We start from the raw sequence: 16,639 nt of genomic DNA on the forward strand, positions 1-16,639 counted from the left end.
CATGGCGCTGACGATTGGCGAACTGGGCAAGGCGACCGCCACCAAGGTCGAGACGATCCGCTACTATGAGCGGATCGGCCTCTTACCCAAGCCGTCGCGCACCGCTGGCAACTATCGCGCTTATGGTCACGCCGAACTGAGCCGGCTCTCGTTTGTTCGTCGCTCGCGAGATCTGGGCTTTTCGCTCGATCAGATTCGAGCGCTGCTTGCCCTCTCGGATGATCGTAGCCAGCATTGTGCGGATGTGGATCGGATCGCGACCGAACATCTGCGCGAGGTTGATCGGAAGCTGGCCGACCTGTCCGCGTTGCGACGCGAGTTGAAGTCCCTGCTCGACGCCTGCGAGGGCGGCACGATTGGCGAATGCCGGATTATCGATGCGCTTGGTCCAGTCGCGCCGCATTGAATGCTATTCGCCATGCCGGCCTGAGATTGAGGGGGCCGGCGAACCGGCAAGACAGCCCCACGCTGTTCCGGAGACATCTCGCGATGGCGACATAATGGGCCTTGACCCACACCTCTCCCATGTGAGGCGGGGGTGGGCGGCAGCAGCGACCGGAAAGGCCCGGCTGAAGCGGACACGGCACCCAAGTCCGGGGTCCCCGCCGCCAGGGCGGCGGGGTGGCGCAGGGCCGGAACGGGAGTGGAGGAGCCGCAGCGCAGCAAGGCTTGCCGGGGACGCGGACGGGCCTAGCAGGGAGCGCCGCCCGCTCCCGCGCCTCCGGGAAAGGCCACAAACACGCCGCCGCGCACGCGGCGACGATCCGAACCGTCGGCGGGCACCGCCGGCCCTTACGAGGAACGGGCTCCCGCGTGGAGCGGCCGGATCAGCGGCGTCGAACCGGGCTTCGCGCCAGCCGGCGGGGCCTGTCGCCGGCCAGCGAAACCGGGCGCGCCGCCCGGCCGTGTAACGCGAGCGCCCGCGGGGCCGCGATCAGGCGCCGCACCCTGCCGAAGCCTGCGCCGGCAGTGTGCGTCCGAGCCCCGCTCCATCAAAGGCCAGCCCCGGCTGGCCAGAGCACCAGCGATCGTTCGTTAACAGCGGTCTTGGTCAAGCCCAATCTGACACGCGGTCTAAATTTCGTGGCAAGCCGTCGTTTACCCGTCTTAGGTTACCCTCAATGTATGAGCGGATTCACAATGTATGCGATCGCTAAGCGCCCGATGGCGCTGCTCGGTGCTGCCTCCCTGCTTGCCGGTTGTCAAAGCACTGGCGAGCGCCTGATAGCGCAGGCTGCGCGCAACGATACATGCGGCGCAAAGCAGTTGCGCTATTTCGTTGGCCGCAAAGCCGACCAAGCTACACGTGATACCATAGAACAGCATGTGACGAACGCGCGGCAGCTTCGATGGATTGTGCCTGGAGAGGATATATTAGCAGACCTCAACACCGGAAGAATCAACGTATTGTTGGACGAAAGCGGCACGATCAAAGGTGTAGGCTGCTACTAAGCTCAGGCTAACGTCCAGCTCATGGGCGCAAGGATCAGCCGGGGTCCGGGTTCAAATCAGGGGTGGGCGACGTGCAGAGGTCGGCCCATTGCGCATCGACCAGCCCGGCGAGACGGTCGGGGCTCAACCGCACCGACGCGGTGCGCGAGCCTGCGGCGGGATAGACCTGCTCGAAATGCCGGAGCGACAGGTCACAATAGATCGGGAGCGGCGCCGCCAGACCGAACGGGCAAACCCCGCCGACCGGATGCCCGGTCAGTTGCTCGACCTCGTCCGCCGCGAGCATGCGCGGCCGGGCGCCGAGCGCGGCCTTGACCTTGCGATTGTCGAGCCGCGCATCGCCCGCGGCCACGACCAGCACCACGCGATCGCCGACCCGCAGCGATAGTGTCTTGGCGATCTGGCCGGGTGCCACGCCGAGCGCAGCCGCCGCTTCGAGCACTGTCGCGGTGCTCGATGCCTGGTCGATCACGGCGATGTCGGGCGCCCGGGCCTTCAAAAAGGCCCGGACCGCATCGATCCCCATCAGCCGTTCAGCTTGTCCTTGAGCGCCTTGGCGGGCGTGAAGGTCAGCTTCCTGGCCGCCGCGATCGTGATGGCCGCGCCCGTCGCCGGGTTGCGCCCCTGGCGCCCCGGCGTGTCCTTGACCTTGAACTTGCCGAACCCGTTCAGCGCCACCTCATCGCCCTTCGCGGCTGCGTCGGAAATCGCCGCGATCACGCCGTCGACGATCTTGCGCGCGTCGGCTTTCGAAACGCCGTGCGCGTCCGCGATGTGGTCAGCCAGGCCGGTCGTGTTCATCCGCATACTCCTTGTAGAGAGGCGGCGCTTTATGAGCGGCGATGGACCGCGTCCAGCGGGTCGATGCCGGCATTTTGCCGCAGGCAATGGCTTTGTCGGAAGCGGCAGCTCTGCTGCACCCGAAGATGATATTGAATGATGCCGTCGCGATATCAGGTGGCAGCGATTGTGAGCGCCGCCTTGTCTTGTGGTGCGATCCTGGCACAGATCCTCAAGTGTAAGGACCATGTAATCGGTTGCAGGCAATACTTTCGTACGCCACTTGCCACAGGCGCATTTCACAGCAGGAATGCTGCAACATCCTCCCCAGCATTGAACAACGATCAGGACACCGACATGACGGACGACACAACACTCAATCCCGTAGAACTTGCGACCGAACTCACCATCGCCTGGCTCGGCAACCAGAACAACCGGATTGCCGCCGACGACGTGCCGGCCTTCCTGCGCACGATGCACGCAACACTAACCGAGCTTTCAACCGTCGCGCCGGAAGTACCCGCCAGTGTCGAGGAGGCGCCAGAAGACTTTGTGCCGGCGGTGACCGTGCGCAAGTCGCTGGCGTCGAAGAATCACATCATCTCGCTGATCGACGGCAAGCCCTACAAGACATTGAAGCGCCATCTGTCAGGCCACGGCCTGACGCCGGAACAGTATCGCGAGCGCTATAATCTCAAGGCCGATTATCCGATGGTGTCGGAGGCCTATTCCGAGACGCGACGCGCGATGGCGCACAAGATTGGTCTCGGCCAGAAGGGCCGTGCCGCCCGCGCGGTGGTGCCCGCCGCTGCGCGCGCGCCGGCCAAGCGGGCACCGCGCAAAGCGAAAAGCGCCTGACAAAGAGAGCAGCTTGCGCCGCGACGACGTAGCGTGGCGCAAGCGCGTTGCCACGGAGCGCTACGCCCCCTCCCCGTCGCGGCGCAGCAGCCACCGATATCCACCGCCCGCCATTCGCCGGGCTTCCGCAACGAGACGCCTGACACGGGATCGCAGCGAGTCCGACGCCGTCCGCCAGTCGGCGGGGATTCGCTCGGTCCCAAACAGCACCATCGCGATGTCGCGCTGCGAGGCGCCGGCGCTCAAGGCATCATGGACACGAAGCGCGGCGAGCGCGCGTTCGACCCGGCGATCCGGCGGGAACAATGCGGGCAGGAAGCGGCCGGTCCGATAGAGCCCGACCAGGCGGCGCAGCGGGGCCAGCCGCGCCTCGGCGCCCGCCCCGACTACGCCCTGGAGCGCGTAGCGAAGAAGGACGGGACGGCCCGCCGCCAGGCTCCCCTCCTCGATATCGATCCGGATGTGATGATAGCCGTCGGACAGCACGGCATGCTCGCGGCCAGCCGGATCGGTGACGATGGCGAACCAGCAGCGGAAACGCGCGGGATCGAAACGATCGGCATGGTCGCTATCGACCGGCGACGCGACCATCTGTAACGTGCCCGGATCGAGCGCGGCCTGCCAGATCAGGCAGGCGTCGGGCGCGGCGCGCTGTGGATCCTCGGCGAAAATGAAGCCCCCAGGAGAGCGGGTCATGGTCGTCGGCACCCCCGCGGGTCGAGCGGCTCGCCGAGATATACCAGGCGATATAGTCGGGGTCGCGGCGCAGCCATTCCCACATCAGGCCGGCGCGATCGATGCCCTTCAGGCCGACATAGGGCGCCGGATCGCGCCAGTCGTGAAAAGGGGGCGGCCCTGCCAATTATGCCGCACCGGGACGTGCGGGACGATGAACGCGACGTTGACCCATCGCCGATTTGTCCAATGCCGCCAATCTGCTATGGAGCGCATCCCTTTTGCTATCCGGCTGCGACGGACACGAGGATCCGACACGGGGCCTGGATGAACAGGAAAGGACGATCGAGGGGGATCGGGCGGCTTGAGGCGCCACCTTCGATCGGTACGACGCATGTTGCGTACGCGTATCGCTATCGAGGACTTCACCCGGTCCGTCGCTGCCGCCAACGACCACCAGGACCTTTCCGGCCTGCTCCAGGAGATGACACGGCGGATGGGCTTTACCCGGTTCGCCCTGACGCATCATAATCAGGCGCCGGCGATCCGCCTGTCCACCTATCCCGACGACTGGATCGCCTATTTCGACCGCCATCGGTTCGGCCTGTCGGACCCGATCCACCGGGCGAGCTATCGCACCGGCGCGGGCTTTCGCTGGAACCGGATTTCCGAGTTCATCGACCTGACGGCCGCGGACGAGCAGGTCTTCGCGCTCGCCCGGCGCCACGATCTGGCCGACGGCTTCACCGTTCCCTTCACCATTATCGGCGAGGCGCATGGCTCGTGCAGCTTCGCCGTCGGCCGCGGCCGGACGATCGCCCATGACGTGCTGCCGCTCGCCCAACTCGTCGGTATCGTCGCGTTCGAAGGCGCCCGCCGCATCCAGGCTAGGCGGACAGGCCGGCTGGAGCATCCTCCGCAGCTTACCGTTCGCCAGCGCGATTGCCTGCTCTGGACGGGCCGCGGCAAGACGGCCTGGGAAACCTCGCGGATCCTCGGCATCAGCCAGGAGACAGTGGTCCAGCATCTCAAACAGGCCCTGGGCCGCTACGGGGTGCGCAAACGGACAATCCTGCTGATCCTCGCCCTGCTCGATGGGACGCTCAGCTTCGCGGACATTGTCGAGCGCTGATATCCCCATTTCTGGGAATGGCGCGGCAGCCCTGTTCCGGACGACCATTCTGCCCGCACGCACGATAGGAGTAGGGCGAAATGCTGCACATGGTCGAACCGTTCGATCCGGCCGGGGAACGCGAGGTGCTGCGGCGCATGTTCGTCGCGCGCAAGGAGGTCTTTGTCGACCTGCTCGGCTGGGACGTCCCGGTGCTCGACGGACGGTATGAAGTCGACCAGTTCGACGACGAACATGCCGTCTATCTGGTCGTCGCGGGGCGGGACGGTCGCCATCTGGCATCGGCCCGCCTGTTGCCGACCACGCGTCCGCATATCCTCGCCGACCTGTATCGCACCCTGTGCGACGAAGACCCGCCGCGCGGGCCCGATATCTATGAGGTGACCCGCTTCTGCCTCGATCGCCGCATCGACGCCGCCGCGCGCCGCGATGCGCGCGACCGGTTGATCGCCGCGCTCGCCGGGTTCGGCGCCGCGCAGGGGATCACCGGTTATACCGGGGTCGCCGACCTCGCCTGGTTCCGGCAGATCCTCGGCTTTGGCTGGCGATGCCGGCCGCTCGGCCCGCCCCGGATGAGTGACGGCCGGATGCTCGTCGCGCTCGCGATCGAGATCGATGGGGAGACCCCGCGCCTGCTCGCCGCGGCCGGCATCCCCGCCGCGCCGCCACATATCGGAGAGACGCGCGATGCCGCATGATGCCGATTGCCTCTCGGTCGATGAGAACCTGGTGCGCGACTGGACCGGACAGCTGCTGCGCGACGGCTATTGCATCATCCGCGACATCGTCCCGGCATCGATGGCACGGCGGCTCGACGACGATCTCCGGGCCGATTTCGCGGCGACGCCCTTTTGCCGGGGCGGCTTCTACGGCGCGCGCACCAAGCGCTTCGGCAGGCTGCTGATCCGGTCGCCGCAGACAGCGTCGTTCGTCCGCCATCCGCTGGTGCTCGCGATCGTCGGGCAGGTGCTGGCCCCGTGGTGCGAGAGCATCCAGCTGAACCTCACCCAGGCGCTCGCGCTCCACCCCGGCGCGCTTGCCCAGGTGCCGCACCGCGATCAGGACATGTGGCGCGGGGCGATCGGCGAGACGGAGTATCTCGTCAATGTCATGTGGCCCCTTACCGACTATCGTGCCGACAATGGCGCGACATTGGTCTGGCCGCGAAGCCATGGCGCCGCGGCGCTCGAGCCGGTTCCCGCAACCGAACCGCTGGTCGCCGACCTGCGGCCGGGCGCTGCCTTGCTGTTCCTCGGGTCCACCCTGCACGGCGCGGGCGGCAACGACAGCACAGATGTCCGTCGCGGCATGATCGTCAGCTACTGCCTCGGCTGGCTTAAACCCTATGAGAATCAGTGGCTGGCCTATCCGCCGGCGATCGCGCGGACCTTCCCGCCCGAGCTCGCAGCGCTGGTCGGCTACCGCCAGCACCGTCCCAATCTCGGCAATTTCGAAGGGCGCTGTCCGTCGATCCTGCTCGACGAAGCCGTGCCGGAACGGATCGGGGCGGTCGACGCGCTGCGCCCCGATCAGGCAGCGCTGGTCGATGCCTATGTCGCCGACCAGCGACAGCGCCGATGAATGCCGGTCATACCTCCGAGCGCGTCTATGATGCGCTGAAGGAGCGCCTGCTCTCGGGCAGCGTGCCGCCCGGCGAACGCCTCGAGCCGGCGGCCTATGCCGATGCGCTGGGCAGCAGCGCGACGCCGGTACGCGACGCGCTGCACCGGCTGGCAGGCGAGCATCTGGTCGAGATGCGGCTCGCCGAGGGGTTCTTCCTGCCGCGGGTGACCGAATCGGGGCTGCGCAGCCTCTATCTGTGGAATCTGGAGATAGTGCGTATCGCCCTGCGCCAGGGACGCCGCGGCACGAGCACGCATCCGCCGGCGCGCCCGGACCAGGACCATGCCGCGACCGCCCGCGCGTTGTTCAGCAGGATCGCGGTCGTGTCGGGCAATAGCGAGATCGTCCGCGCGATCGACGCCGCAAACGACCGGCTGGCGACGGCGAGGATCGCGGAATCGCATATCCTGCCACAGGACCGGCAAGACCTTGGCGCCCTCCAGTCGGCACTCCGTCAAGACGACAGGACATCGGCCGCGCGACAGATCCTCCTGTATCACCGTATCCGCATCGGCGTCGTTCCACAGATAGTCCAGGCCCTGCACGGCCTTTCCTGAATATAGTGAGGATATATTCCAACTATACAACAACTATAGATTTTCTGTATTTTTGGAACGCTCCTACTATCCTTCATGTCGCATTCTCGCGACATGAAGGAGAAGTCACATGGAACGCGATCCTCATACCGAGCTGATCGACCTTGGTGCGGCCAGCACCGAGACCCAGGGGCCGCCCGACAATCAGATCGAGCTCAGCGCCTTCACGCGTGTGGTCGGCATCAGCGACGACGACTGATGCTCCCTGGCGGGCGAGTCAACACGACCCGCCCGCCTTTCACGAAAAGGGTCGTTGCGATGGACACGCTTCGTCTGCGTGCCGGCATCGCGCACCGCAGCTTTCCCGGTTGCGCGATCATCCTCGATGTCGAGCGCGACCGCTATTGGCAGGTCGGCACAGCCGGACCAGCTCGACCGTCTCGAACGCCTCGGTCTCATCGAGGCGGCGGCACGGGACAGGTCATCCGTGCCGGCACCCCGCCTTCCCGCCCCGCAGCGCAGCGCCATCGAAGCGAACCACCCGGGTGAGTCGTTCAACGCGTTCGCCGCGGCCGAAGTCGCCTATCTGGTTGCCGCGGCGCGGCGCCGGGTCGCGCGGCGTGCGCTGGACTGGAACATCGCCGACCTCGAACGGCGCCGGACCGGCGGGCACGTCGCCCCGGCCGGATGCGTTGCCGCGCTCGCCCGGCGCTTCAACCGCTATCGCCGCCTCGTGCCGCTCGCCAGCAAATGCCTGCCCGACACCCTGGCGTTCCTGCGCTTTGCCGCGAGGCGTGGCCATTTTCCCCGGCTGGTGTTCGGGGTCGAGGCGTGGCCGTTCGCGGCGCATTGCTGGGCACAGAGCGAGGCGCTGGTCCTGAACGATGCGCTCGATCATGCCCGGACCTTCTCGCCCATCCTCGTCCTATGACCGGCGCGGCTTTCCTCGCCGTCCTCCATCCGGCCGGACGGCCGGAAGCCGATGTCCCCGCCACGCCGCCGCCGGGTCTCGAGCTGCGGTTCGAAAATCCGTTACTGACGGTCTATGCCGATGCAGCGATGCCGACCACCGCGCTCGGCGCGAACGGGCTCGCGCTCGGATCCGTTTTCCGCAAGGGTGCCGCCGCGCCGGTCGAGAGGCTGGACGGCGCCGCCCCCGCCACCCTCGCCAATAGCCTGATCGATCGGTGCTGGGGCGATTATGTCGCGCTGATCGCCGATCCGACGGGGGCCGCGGTGCATATCGTACGCGCGCCCTCGGGCGGCGTGCATGCCTATCGGGCAAGACGAGGACCGGTCGCCTGGCTGGCCTCCGACATCGCCCTGCTGCGCCACATCGGCGCCGTGCGCGCGGCGATCCACTGGACGTTCGTCGCCCATCATCTCGCTTTCGCGCATCTCCACACCGGCGACACCGGCATCGCCGATGTCGATGAAGTGATGCCCGGCAGCGGCGCGATCGAGCGGGGGACGCGCTGCGACCGGATCAATCTATGGTCGCCCTGGCACTTCGCCCCATCGGGCGACAGGCTCTCGTTCGACGATTCGGCACGCACGGTCCGCACCGCCGTCCTGCAATCGGTCGAAGCGCTGGTCGCACCATCGGACAGCCTCGCGCTCGAACTCTCCGGCGGACTGGATTCGTCGATCGTCGCCGCGGCACTGGCGGCGACCGGACGGCACGCGGTCGCCATCAACCTGTCGACGCCCGGGCCGGAAGGCGATGAACGGCTCTATGCACGCGCGGTCGCCGCGCGCTGCGGGATGACGCTAGTGGAAAAGCTGGTCGATGGCGACATCGATCTCACCGCCAGCGCCGCGCTCGCGCCAAGACCGGGGATGCTCGCGATGCTGCGGCTCGCCGACCGGCAGTTCGCGACGATCGGCGAGGAGCATGAGGTGACCGGGTTCATCAACGGCACTGGCGGCGACTGCGTGTTCTGCTCGCTCGGCACCGTGGCACCCGCGGTCGACAGGCTTCATGCCGAGGGTGTGGGTCTCGGCCTGCTGCACAGCATCGGCGACGTGGCCGAGGTCCATCAGGCGGATCTGTGGAAAGTGGCCGGGCTCACCTTCGGCAAGAGGAGACGGCACCGTCCCAGCCCGATCTGGCGGCGCAACGGCCATTTCCTGAACGGGGATCGCCTCCCCGACGAACCGGTGGACCATCCCTGGCTCGTCGAGCCGGACGACGCGCTCGGCGGCACGCGGGCGCACATCCAGGCGATCCTCGCCTCCTATGCCCATCTCGACGGCTATGGTCGGCAGCAGGTCGCGCGGTCGATCTTCCCGCTCCTGTCGCAGCCGGTGGTCGAGGCCTGTGTCGCGATTCCGAGCTGGCTATGGGTCGCCGGCGGCCGGGATCGTGCGGTGGCGCGCGCCGCGTTCCGCGGCCTGCTCCCCGACCTCACCCTCGACCGGCGCACCAAGGGCGGCATGGAGGCGTTTTGCGCGCGCACGTTCGCGCTCAACCGCGACCGCTTCAAACCCTTCCTGCTCGACGGGCTTCTGGCGGCAGCCGGGTTGCTCGACATCGCCGCGATCGAAGCCTGTCTCGACCGCCCCTTCGCCAATCGCGACACGCTGTTCTATCATCTGCTGCCGATCGCCGACACCGAAGCCTGGGCGCGCGGCGTGGTCGCCGCGGCGTCCGACCCCGTGCCGGCCATGGCGCGCCAGCGCTGATATTGCGCGGCCTTGGCCGGATCCGGGTCGACATGGCCCTGGAGCCAGAACCGGAACCAGTCGAGGTTGCGCTGGTAGATCGCAACCTTGTGCCGCGGCTGGTATTTCAGATGGGTTTCGTCGGGGAACGCCCAGAGCTCGACCGGCTTCGACGCCTGGCCGAGGCGCGCCGCCAGCTCGACATTGTAGCGGAACTCGCGCTCGGGCAGCTGCATCAGCAGGGGCGCATGGATCGCATCGATGGCGCGTTCGGGCGACAGGGCCCGCCACCGTTCCCGGTCGACATCGGGACCATCCAGCCCCCAGACCTGCTTGAGCATCGTCGGAACTTCGCGTCCCGGCATGGCACCCAGCCAATAATAGCTGCGCGACAACAGGGTGTTGCCGACCGACAGCGCGGCGAGATTTCCCGCATGCTGGGCGATCCACATCGCGGCTTCGCCGCCGAAGCTGACCCCGCCCATCCCGACGCGGTGCGGATCGACGACGCCCCGTTCGGCGAGCAGCGCGATCGCCGCGCCGACACCCGCCCCGGCGCGCCGATAGTGCGCGACCTGATCGCCTGGCGCGGCGTCCAGCGCCGCCCGGTTGATGCACAATATCGCGATACCCGAGGCAGCGAGCTGGCGCAGCGGGAATTCATCGCCCGTCCCACCGCGCAGATAGCCGTCGCACAGATAATAGGTGACGAAGAGCGGCGCGGGCCCCGGCGCCCCGGTTGGCCGCATCAATTGCCCGGCGAACCGGTGGCCCGATCGATCGCGCCAGGCGAGCGGTTCGAACCGGAGCCGGTCATCGCCGTCCAGGCCGGCGTTGGGCGCGGCGAGTGTCGTGACAGCACCCGTGCCGATGCCGATCCGAACGAGCCGCGGCGGGCTGTTGGCCGACGCCGCGACGCAATAGACGGCGACGGCATCGACTGCGCAGCCGCGCCTGCCGTCGCGTCCGCCCTCGAGCCGCCCCTCGCCTCCGGCGATGCGCCGCACCACCCCGGTGGCGGGCGTCCAGAGATAGAGGGTCTGGTCGGCCGCGAGGTCGCTCGCGGCGAAGGGGATGTTACCCGAGCCCCCCTGCCAGGCGACGCCCCTGATCAGCTGATGGCACAGCGGCGACCGGCAATAGAGCGGCACCGCCTGCCCGGGCCGCATGATCGCGACGATCGCCGATGGCCCGTCGACCAGCGAGTAGGCGATGCCACGCCCGTCGCCGGACCGCGCCTCGGAAAGGATGGCGCGCCCATCGACCTTGTCCATCGGCTGCGCGGCGGGCTCGACCAGCTTATGCTCCGCCTGGCTGGCGTCGCGCGACTGCCCGCTCGACAGGTCGAGCACGCGATACAGGCTCGGCGTGCCGGCGAGCAGGTCGCCGAAGGTGAACCACCGGCCCGACAGACGATCGCTGGTGTGCCGGCCGTCGATCAGCGCCCCGCGGTACAGCTGGCGGGCCGGATCGACCCGCGCGTCGATCAGCACGCCGCTGTCATATTCGCGCGTCTCGGCGTCCTCGATCGCCGCGCGGGACGCCCCGACGGCATAGATGATCGCCCCACCGCCGGGGGTAAGCGCGAACCCCCGGACATTGGCGGCATCGTCGGTCAGTCGCCGCGCGCCGGTGCCGCCCGTGTCCGCGCGCCAGACCTGCACCGCTCCCCCGACGACCGCGCGGTAGAGGATGGAGCGCGAATCCCCAGTCCAGACCGGCGGCTCGGGGGCGAGCATGCCGTCGCGCCAGTCACCCTCTCCCGCCGCCGCGATGCGCCGCGGTGGTGCCGAGCCGTCGGACGGGACCACATACCAGGCAAGGTCATAGGCATTGCGCGCGACCGAGGCCTTTTCCATCCGAAACGCCACCTGGCGCCCGTCGGGCGATACCGCGATGCTCGACAGATCGGTCAGTTCCACCATCGCGGTGATGGTCGGTGGTTGCGCCGTGCCGGGCAGCCCGGCGAGGAGCGTCGCCGCCGCAAACACCCCGCTCACCACTTCTTGACCAGCTGCAGCGCGACCATGCGACCGACCGGGCTGGCATTTTCCGGGTCGAACCCCGAGGCTGAATAGACCGAGGCATTTTCGACATAGGGCGGCTGGCGGTCGAACAGATTCGAGATGCTCAGCGACAGGCGCGTGCCCCCGATGAGGCGATCGAGGTCACAGCCGATCTGAAGGTCGATGGTCGTCCAGCTCGAGACCGGCTGGGCGGGAAAGACGGCGGTGTTGCGATAGGAATCGACGAAGTTGACGAAACCCGCGGCACTCCACGGCCCTTTCGAGACGATCAGCCGCCCCCTCAAGCGGAGATCGACCGGATTGCCGATCGTCGAGACGATATCGGCCGCCGGCGCGGTTGGCGTGATTCGCTGGCGGGCATGGAAGATCCATGTGCCGCTGACCCCCGTCGAGACAGACGCGCCACCCAGCGTCGCGGCATAACCAAGGTCGATATCGAGCCCGTTCATATGGAGCGCCGACAGGTTGCGGGTGCGCCCGTCGACGATCGCACGGATGGCGGTGGCCGCGATATTGTAGGGATTGCGGAAATTCTGGTCGCCATAATAGCCGCCGAGCAGTGCGGCGGACGGATTGTCGGTGATCAGCGCCTGATAAAGCGGCCGGTTGGCGAGGAACGACATGTAATCGGTGCCGAGATCGCCGATCCGGTCGCGATAGCTGATGTCGAAATAGCCGATATCGAGCTTGAGACCGGGTGCTCGCCCGGGGGCGATGGTCGCGCCAATCATCCAGGTTGTGGCCTTTTCCGGACCGACAGCGGGGTTGGCACCGATCAGCGCGAGGACATTGGAGCGCCCGGTCGGCGAGGCCGGATCGGGGACCGACAGCGGCAGGTACAATGCCGTTCCCCTGCCCGTCCGGACATCCGCGAAACCGGGCGCGCGGAACGACGTCCCCCAGATGCCGCGCAGCGACAGGCCACCGCCCAGCTTCCAGCTTACCCCGACCCGCGGGTTCGTCGTCGTGCCGACATCGCTATAATGTTCGACCCGTCCGGCGAGCGCCACATCGAGCGCCTCGACCAGCGGGATGTGCTGGCCGGCGCCGATGATCGGCAGCGACAGCTCGGCATAGCCGGCGGACACCGTCCGCGAGATCGGGAACCCGGCCGACCCGGCATCGGATGGCGTGGCGGAAAACAGATAGGAGGTCGCGGCGGCATTATAACTCTCCCGGCGCACCTCCCCGCCGATCGCCATGCGGGCGTCGCCGCCGGGTAGGTGGAACAATGGCCCGTCCCCTTTCAGCGCACCGGTGCGGACCCGCGAAAACCCCCGCGAATCATACCAGCCGCGGATGCGATCGATCGTTGCCTTTGGCGTGAACGATCCGTCACCGAAGATATTGAACACCGTCGCGGGATTGGTGTCGGCCAGCGCCCGGGCGAGGTAATAATAATTTGGCGTGTTGGTCTCGAGGCTGTCCTCGCGCTGATCGCCATAGGATCCGCGCAGCTCCGCACGCCATCTGCCGATCATCGCTTCGAGCCCGGCGGTCCCGCTCCATGCCCTGACCGCCTCCTGGAAGGTCTCGGGCCCGAGGTCCTTCTCGAAGCTGTAGTTGACGGTGATCGGCTGCCTGGTGCCGATCGGATCGACATAGAAGGGGTTGGTCACCGGCACGACGACATAGCCGTCATTGTCCGGAAGATAGCGGCGCACCGACCGGCGGTCGGCGAAGAAGCCCTGCGCGGTGAAGCGCAGCCACGGGGTGAGCGACTGGGTGAGCGAGGCGAACACCGAATGCCGGTCCTGGCGCGGCAGGATATCGGTGTTGGCCCGGCCATTGGCGAGATTCGGCTGGCCGGCGAGCAGCTGGCCCGGGGTCAGGCTCCTGCCGTCCTGGCCGGCCGGAATCCCGAAAACCTGTCCGTTGGCGGCGATGATCGTGCCGGGGTTGGCGAAGTTCCGGCGATAGTCCTGCCCGCCGAACGGGCGCAGGTCCTCGGTCGCATAGGGCCGGTCCGACGCCGCGAGATTGCCCCGGCGGTAGAATTCATAACCGAGCGTGATACCGCCGGACGACCAGCCGACGCCGACCAGCTGGCTGGCCTGCGCTTCGGTGAAACCGTCCGCCGCGCCGAACCGGGCGCGCGTCTCGGCGCCGCGAAAGTCGTTCCGCAGCTTGACGTTCACCACGCCGGCGACCGCATCCGACCCGTAGATCGCGGAAGCCCCGTCGGGCAGCACCTCGATGCGCTCGATCGCCGAAGACGGGATCAAGGACAGGTCGACGAACATGGCCGCAACGCCGCCCAGCGCGGTACGGTTGCCGTCGATCAGCGTCAGCGTCGAGCTGGCGCCGAGGCCGCGCAGGTTGACGCTTGCCCCCGAACCGACATTGGCATTGGCGTTGTTGCGGATCGTGAAGCCGAAGGTCGCTTCATTAGGGCCACCGCCGAAATTCTGCGGCAGCGACTGGACGATCTGCTGCGTGGTCGCATAGCCGCTCCGGTCGATGTCTGCGCGATCGAACGCCAGGACATGCTCGCCGGCTGGTGCCGCGCCGCGAATGCGCGTGCCGGTCACGACCACATCTTCGCTATGACCGGCCGGCGCCCGCGCGCGCCGGACCGCCATGCCGCGCCCGGCGGGGACCGCCTCGAGCCCGCTTCCGTCCAGCAGCGCCGCGACTGCTTCCTCGAAGCTATAGCGTCCATCGATCGCCGGGCTGCTGTGCCCGGCAACCAGGTCGGACGGCATGCTGACATTGCGTCCGAACATCGTCGCCACCGCGCGCAGCGACAGGTCGAGTGATTGCGCGGGCAGCCTGACGTGTTCCCGCGCCCGATCCTGACTATAAGCGGGCGCCGCCGTCACGATGGCGGCCGAACATACCAGGCCGGGCCAGAAATCCAGATGTCGCATTGTCCCCTCCTTGGTCGTGTCAGCAGGTTTCTGCTGATCGACCCGGGAGACGGCGGCGCCGCGATTTACCCTGTGACTATTTTTTCCCCTGCCTCCGCCGGGCCGGGCCGCAGCACGATGGCGCCGCTCGCGCCATGATCGACCGCCAGGCTGAAACTGACCGCGATCGTTTCGGCGAAGCCTTCGGGATCGTCGCGTCGGAACGCACCGGAGAGCCGCTCGCCGGCAACCGCCACGGCATCCAGCCTGATCTTGCGCCGGCTCGAACGGTTGAAGGTTTCGATCGCCTGCGACAGCAGCTCGCCATCGAAGCTGATCATCGGATCAGGCCAGGCGAGCGCATGGGAATCCGCCCGGGTCGGCTCGTCCAGCCGGTCGTGCCGGACGACGAGCTGTTCGCCCGGTGCCAGCAAGCGCGGCCGTTCCGCCGGTGATCCGGGGTCACCCCGACGGCGGACCTCGACCGATCCGCGCACCAGGGCGACACGGACATTCTCTCCCTCCAGCGCCACGTCGAAGATCGTGCCATGCGCGATCACGCGCCCCCTGCCCGCATCGACAATGAACGGACGATCGGCATCATGCGCGACATCGAAGCGAACACGGCCCCGCAACACGAGCAGATGCCGCTCCTTCGCCGAGCCAAGATCTCGAACCGCCGCGTCGCGGTCGAGCGTCACCCGCGATCCGTCGGCAAGGCGCACGGTTCGGCGTGCCAAGCGATCAGCGACGATGTCGACGGCACCGGATTGCTGCATCGGCCCCGCCCCGAACCGTTCATGCCGCAAGGCATAGTAACCGCCGGAAATGGCGGCGAGCGCGACGAGGCCGGCCGCGATCAGCGCGAGAGGGCGCCGCGATCGCGCCCGATCGAGATTGCGATCCCGTCCCATCGCGGTGTTGGCGACAAACATGGTCTGGTCCCAAGTCGCGACCACCTCCGCATAGTCCTCGGCATTCCCGGGTGCCGAAAGCCATTGCTCGAAAGCGCTTCGTTGATGACCGGCGTCCGGCCCGCGCATCGCCGTGAACCACTCGAGAGCGGTCCGCGGCGACGGCCCCGGCGTCGCGCCGTCGCTCACTGGCCCATCCGCTGACGATGAAGATAGGTGATGGCGCGGGTCATGTGCATCTCGACCGTCTTGATACTGAGTCCGGTGCGCGTGGCAATTTCCGCATAGCTATAACCATCGATCCGATGCGCGAGAAATATTTCGCGCGTCCTCGGTTTCAGGCGCGCCAACGCCGCTTCGATACGCCGAAGGGCGTCGCGCGCCTCGAGCGCCGCAATCTGGTCATGCCCCTGGAGCGGCACATCATCGTCGCTTACATGCTGGTCGGCCGCATGTCGCGCGCGTGCCCTCGCCGCGTCGCGGACGAGATTCTCGGACGCCTTCAGGAGATAGGCCTCGGGCGTGTCGATCATGTCGAGGTTGCCCTGCCCCAGCCCCGCGACGCGGCAATATGCCTGCTGGACGATATCTTCAGCATCTTCGCCCCTCCCCTTGCGTCGGACAAAGCGAAGCAGTCGGTTGCGATGGGTGCGATACAGCATGCCGAGCAACGATGCCCGGCCTGGCTCGCCTCGGTCCTGCTCGTATCGGTCCTCGGGCGGCAGCGGATCGCCCGCAGCGATCGCGCTGCCGATCAGCGTGTGCGGGCGCATCATGGCGCGCGTCGCGCGATGCCCGCGCCGCGTGTTCTTCCGCCGCACGCGACGCGCGCGACAGTCCTGCCCCATGCCATGGGACCGCCTCCATTGCGGAGAGCGTCCGGCCATGCCGGATACAGGAAGCCAGCTCGGAACCTGCGCCATCGCCTTTAGCTGACATCAGCCTGGACATTCGCGGTGGCCGTCCGGGCGCAGAAGCGTTCCGGTCGATTTTTCCTGAAGCGCAGCTTCCACGCCTCGTGCGCCGCTCGTCACGACGCGTCCGCGAGGGTATCGAACGCCGTCGACATTGCAAGCAGAGACATTCCGTTGCGCCTGAAAGCCGGGCGTCGAGGAGCGCGCTTGAGACA

17 protein-coding genes are annotated in these 16,639 nt (G+C 67.5%); 10 read left to right on the forward strand and 7 right to left on the reverse strand.

Features of this window, described 5'->3' with window-relative positions; translation table 11 throughout:
- Position 1: 1 nt before the first annotated feature.
- Positions 2 to 406 carry a helix-turn-helix domain-containing protein gene (locus tag P0Y59_11010; GenBank protein WEK02176.1) on the forward strand — a complete coding sequence of 135 codons (405 nt, stop codon included), beginning with the start codon at positions 2 to 4 and terminating at the stop codon, positions 404 to 406.
- A 758-nt stretch (positions 407 to 1,164) separates the two neighbouring features.
- Complete coding sequence (locus tag P0Y59_11015) at positions 1,165 to 1,452, forward strand: I78 family peptidase inhibitor (protein ID WEK02177.1); 288 nt, start codon at positions 1,165 to 1,167, stop codon at positions 1,450 to 1,452.
- Positions 1,453 to 1,486: 34 nt separating this feature from the next.
- Here the strand turns inward: P0Y59_11015 and P0Y59_11020 are convergent, their stop codons facing one another.
- Both P0Y59_11020 and P0Y59_11025 read right to left on the reverse strand, forming a co-directional pair.
- The gene (locus P0Y59_11020) at positions 1,487 to 1,978 is read right to left on the reverse strand and encodes a YbaK/EbsC family protein (GenBank protein ID WEK02178.1); all 492 of its coding nucleotides are present in this window, start codon (positions 1,976 to 1,978) and stop codon (positions 1,487 to 1,489) included.
- Positions 1,978 to 2,253 carry an HU family DNA-binding protein gene (locus P0Y59_11025; protein WEK02179.1) on the reverse strand — a complete coding sequence of 92 codons (276 nt, stop codon included), beginning with the start codon at positions 2,251 to 2,253 and terminating at the stop codon, positions 1,978 to 1,980. The genes P0Y59_11020 and P0Y59_11025 overlap by 1 nt, the downstream gene beginning before the upstream one ends.
- 336 nt (positions 2,254 to 2,589) lie before the next feature.
- On the opposite strand from P0Y59_11025, the gene P0Y59_11030 reads away from it, so the two are divergent.
- The gene (locus P0Y59_11030) at positions 2,590 to 3,090 is read left to right on the forward strand and encodes a MucR family transcriptional regulator (protein ID WEK02180.1); all 501 of its coding nucleotides are present in this window, start codon (positions 2,590 to 2,592) and stop codon (positions 3,088 to 3,090) included.
- A gap of 60 nt (positions 3,091 to 3,150) precedes the next feature.
- On the opposite strand, the gene P0Y59_11035 is transcribed toward P0Y59_11030, so the two are convergent.
- Complete coding sequence (locus tag P0Y59_11035) at positions 3,151 to 3,786, reverse strand: DUF2285 domain-containing protein (protein ID WEK02181.1); 636 nt, start codon at positions 3,784 to 3,786, stop codon at positions 3,151 to 3,153.
- A gap of 373 nt (positions 3,787 to 4,159) precedes the next feature.
- On the opposite strand from P0Y59_11035, the gene P0Y59_11040 reads away from it, so the two are divergent.
- From P0Y59_11040 to P0Y59_11070, 7 genes are all read left to right on the forward strand, one after another.
- Positions 4,160 to 4,897 carry a LuxR family transcriptional regulator gene (locus tag P0Y59_11040; GenBank protein ID WEK02182.1) on the forward strand — a complete coding sequence of 246 codons (738 nt, stop codon included), beginning with the start codon at positions 4,160 to 4,162 and terminating at the stop codon, positions 4,895 to 4,897.
- Positions 4,898 to 4,977: 80 nt separating this feature from the next.
- Entirely contained in the window at positions 4,978 to 5,595 is a 618-nt protein-coding gene (locus P0Y59_11045) for an acyl-homoserine-lactone synthase (GenBank protein WEK02183.1), read from the forward strand.
- Positions 5,585 to 6,478: a phytanoyl-CoA dioxygenase family protein gene (locus tag P0Y59_11050; GenBank protein WEK02184.1), complete on the forward strand. Its 894-nt coding sequence runs from the start codon at positions 5,585 to 5,587 to the stop codon at positions 6,476 to 6,478. Before P0Y59_11045 ends, P0Y59_11050 begins: the two co-directional genes overlap by 11 nt.
- Complete coding sequence (locus P0Y59_11055; GenBank protein WEK02185.1) at positions 6,475 to 7,077, forward strand: GntR family transcriptional regulator; 603 nt, start codon at positions 6,475 to 6,477, stop codon at positions 7,075 to 7,077. Before P0Y59_11050 ends, P0Y59_11055 begins: the two co-directional genes overlap by 4 nt.
- A 109-nt stretch (positions 7,078 to 7,186) precedes the next feature.
- The gene (locus tag P0Y59_11060; GenBank protein ID WEK02186.1) at positions 7,187 to 7,315 is read left to right on the forward strand and encodes a benenodin family lasso peptide; all 129 of its coding nucleotides are present in this window, start codon (positions 7,187 to 7,189) and stop codon (positions 7,313 to 7,315) included.
- 126 nt (positions 7,316 to 7,441) lie between these two features.
- Positions 7,442 to 7,987: a lasso peptide biosynthesis B2 protein gene (locus P0Y59_11065; GenBank protein WEK02187.1), complete on the forward strand. Its 546-nt coding sequence runs from the start codon at positions 7,442 to 7,444 to the stop codon at positions 7,985 to 7,987.
- Positions 7,984 to 9,741, forward strand: coding sequence for an asparagine synthase-related protein (locus P0Y59_11070; protein WEK02188.1), 1,758 nt, complete (start codon positions 7,984 to 7,986; stop codon positions 9,739 to 9,741). The genes P0Y59_11065 and P0Y59_11070 overlap by 4 nt, the downstream gene beginning before the upstream one ends.
- Here P0Y59_11070 and P0Y59_11075 read toward each other — a convergent pair.
- The 4 genes from P0Y59_11075 to P0Y59_11090 all read right to left on the reverse strand — a co-directional run bounded on the left by P0Y59_11075 (position 9,648) and on the right by P0Y59_11090 (position 16,358).
- Complete coding sequence (locus P0Y59_11075) at positions 9,648 to 11,720, reverse strand: Atxe2 family lasso peptide isopeptidase (GenBank protein ID WEK02189.1); 2,073 nt, start codon at positions 11,718 to 11,720, stop codon at positions 9,648 to 9,650. The two genes, P0Y59_11070 and P0Y59_11075, sit on opposite strands and share 94 nt — an antisense overlap.
- Positions 11,717 to 14,617 (reverse strand): TonB-dependent receptor, encoded by a 2,901-nt coding sequence (locus P0Y59_11080; protein ID WEK02190.1) that lies wholly within the window; start codon positions 14,615 to 14,617, stop codon positions 11,717 to 11,719. Before P0Y59_11080 ends, P0Y59_11075 begins: the two co-directional genes overlap by 4 nt.
- Before the next feature lie 65 nt (positions 14,618 to 14,682).
- On the reverse strand, positions 14,683 to 15,699 hold the full coding sequence (locus P0Y59_11085; protein ID WEK02191.1) for a FecR domain-containing protein: 1,017 nt from the start codon (positions 15,697 to 15,699) through the stop codon (positions 14,683 to 14,685).
- Positions 15,696 to 16,358: a sigma-70 family RNA polymerase sigma factor gene (locus P0Y59_11090; protein WEK02192.1), complete on the reverse strand. Its 663-nt coding sequence runs from the start codon at positions 16,356 to 16,358 to the stop codon at positions 15,696 to 15,698. The genes P0Y59_11085 and P0Y59_11090 overlap by 4 nt, the downstream gene beginning before the upstream one ends.
- Between the last annotated feature and the right edge of the window lie 281 nt (positions 16,359 to 16,639).

It is taken from the genome of Candidatus Sphingomonas phytovorans, from assembly GCA_029202385.1.
GTDB lineage: Bacteria > Pseudomonadota > Alphaproteobacteria > Sphingomonadales > Sphingomonadaceae > Sphingomonas > Sphingomonas phytovorans.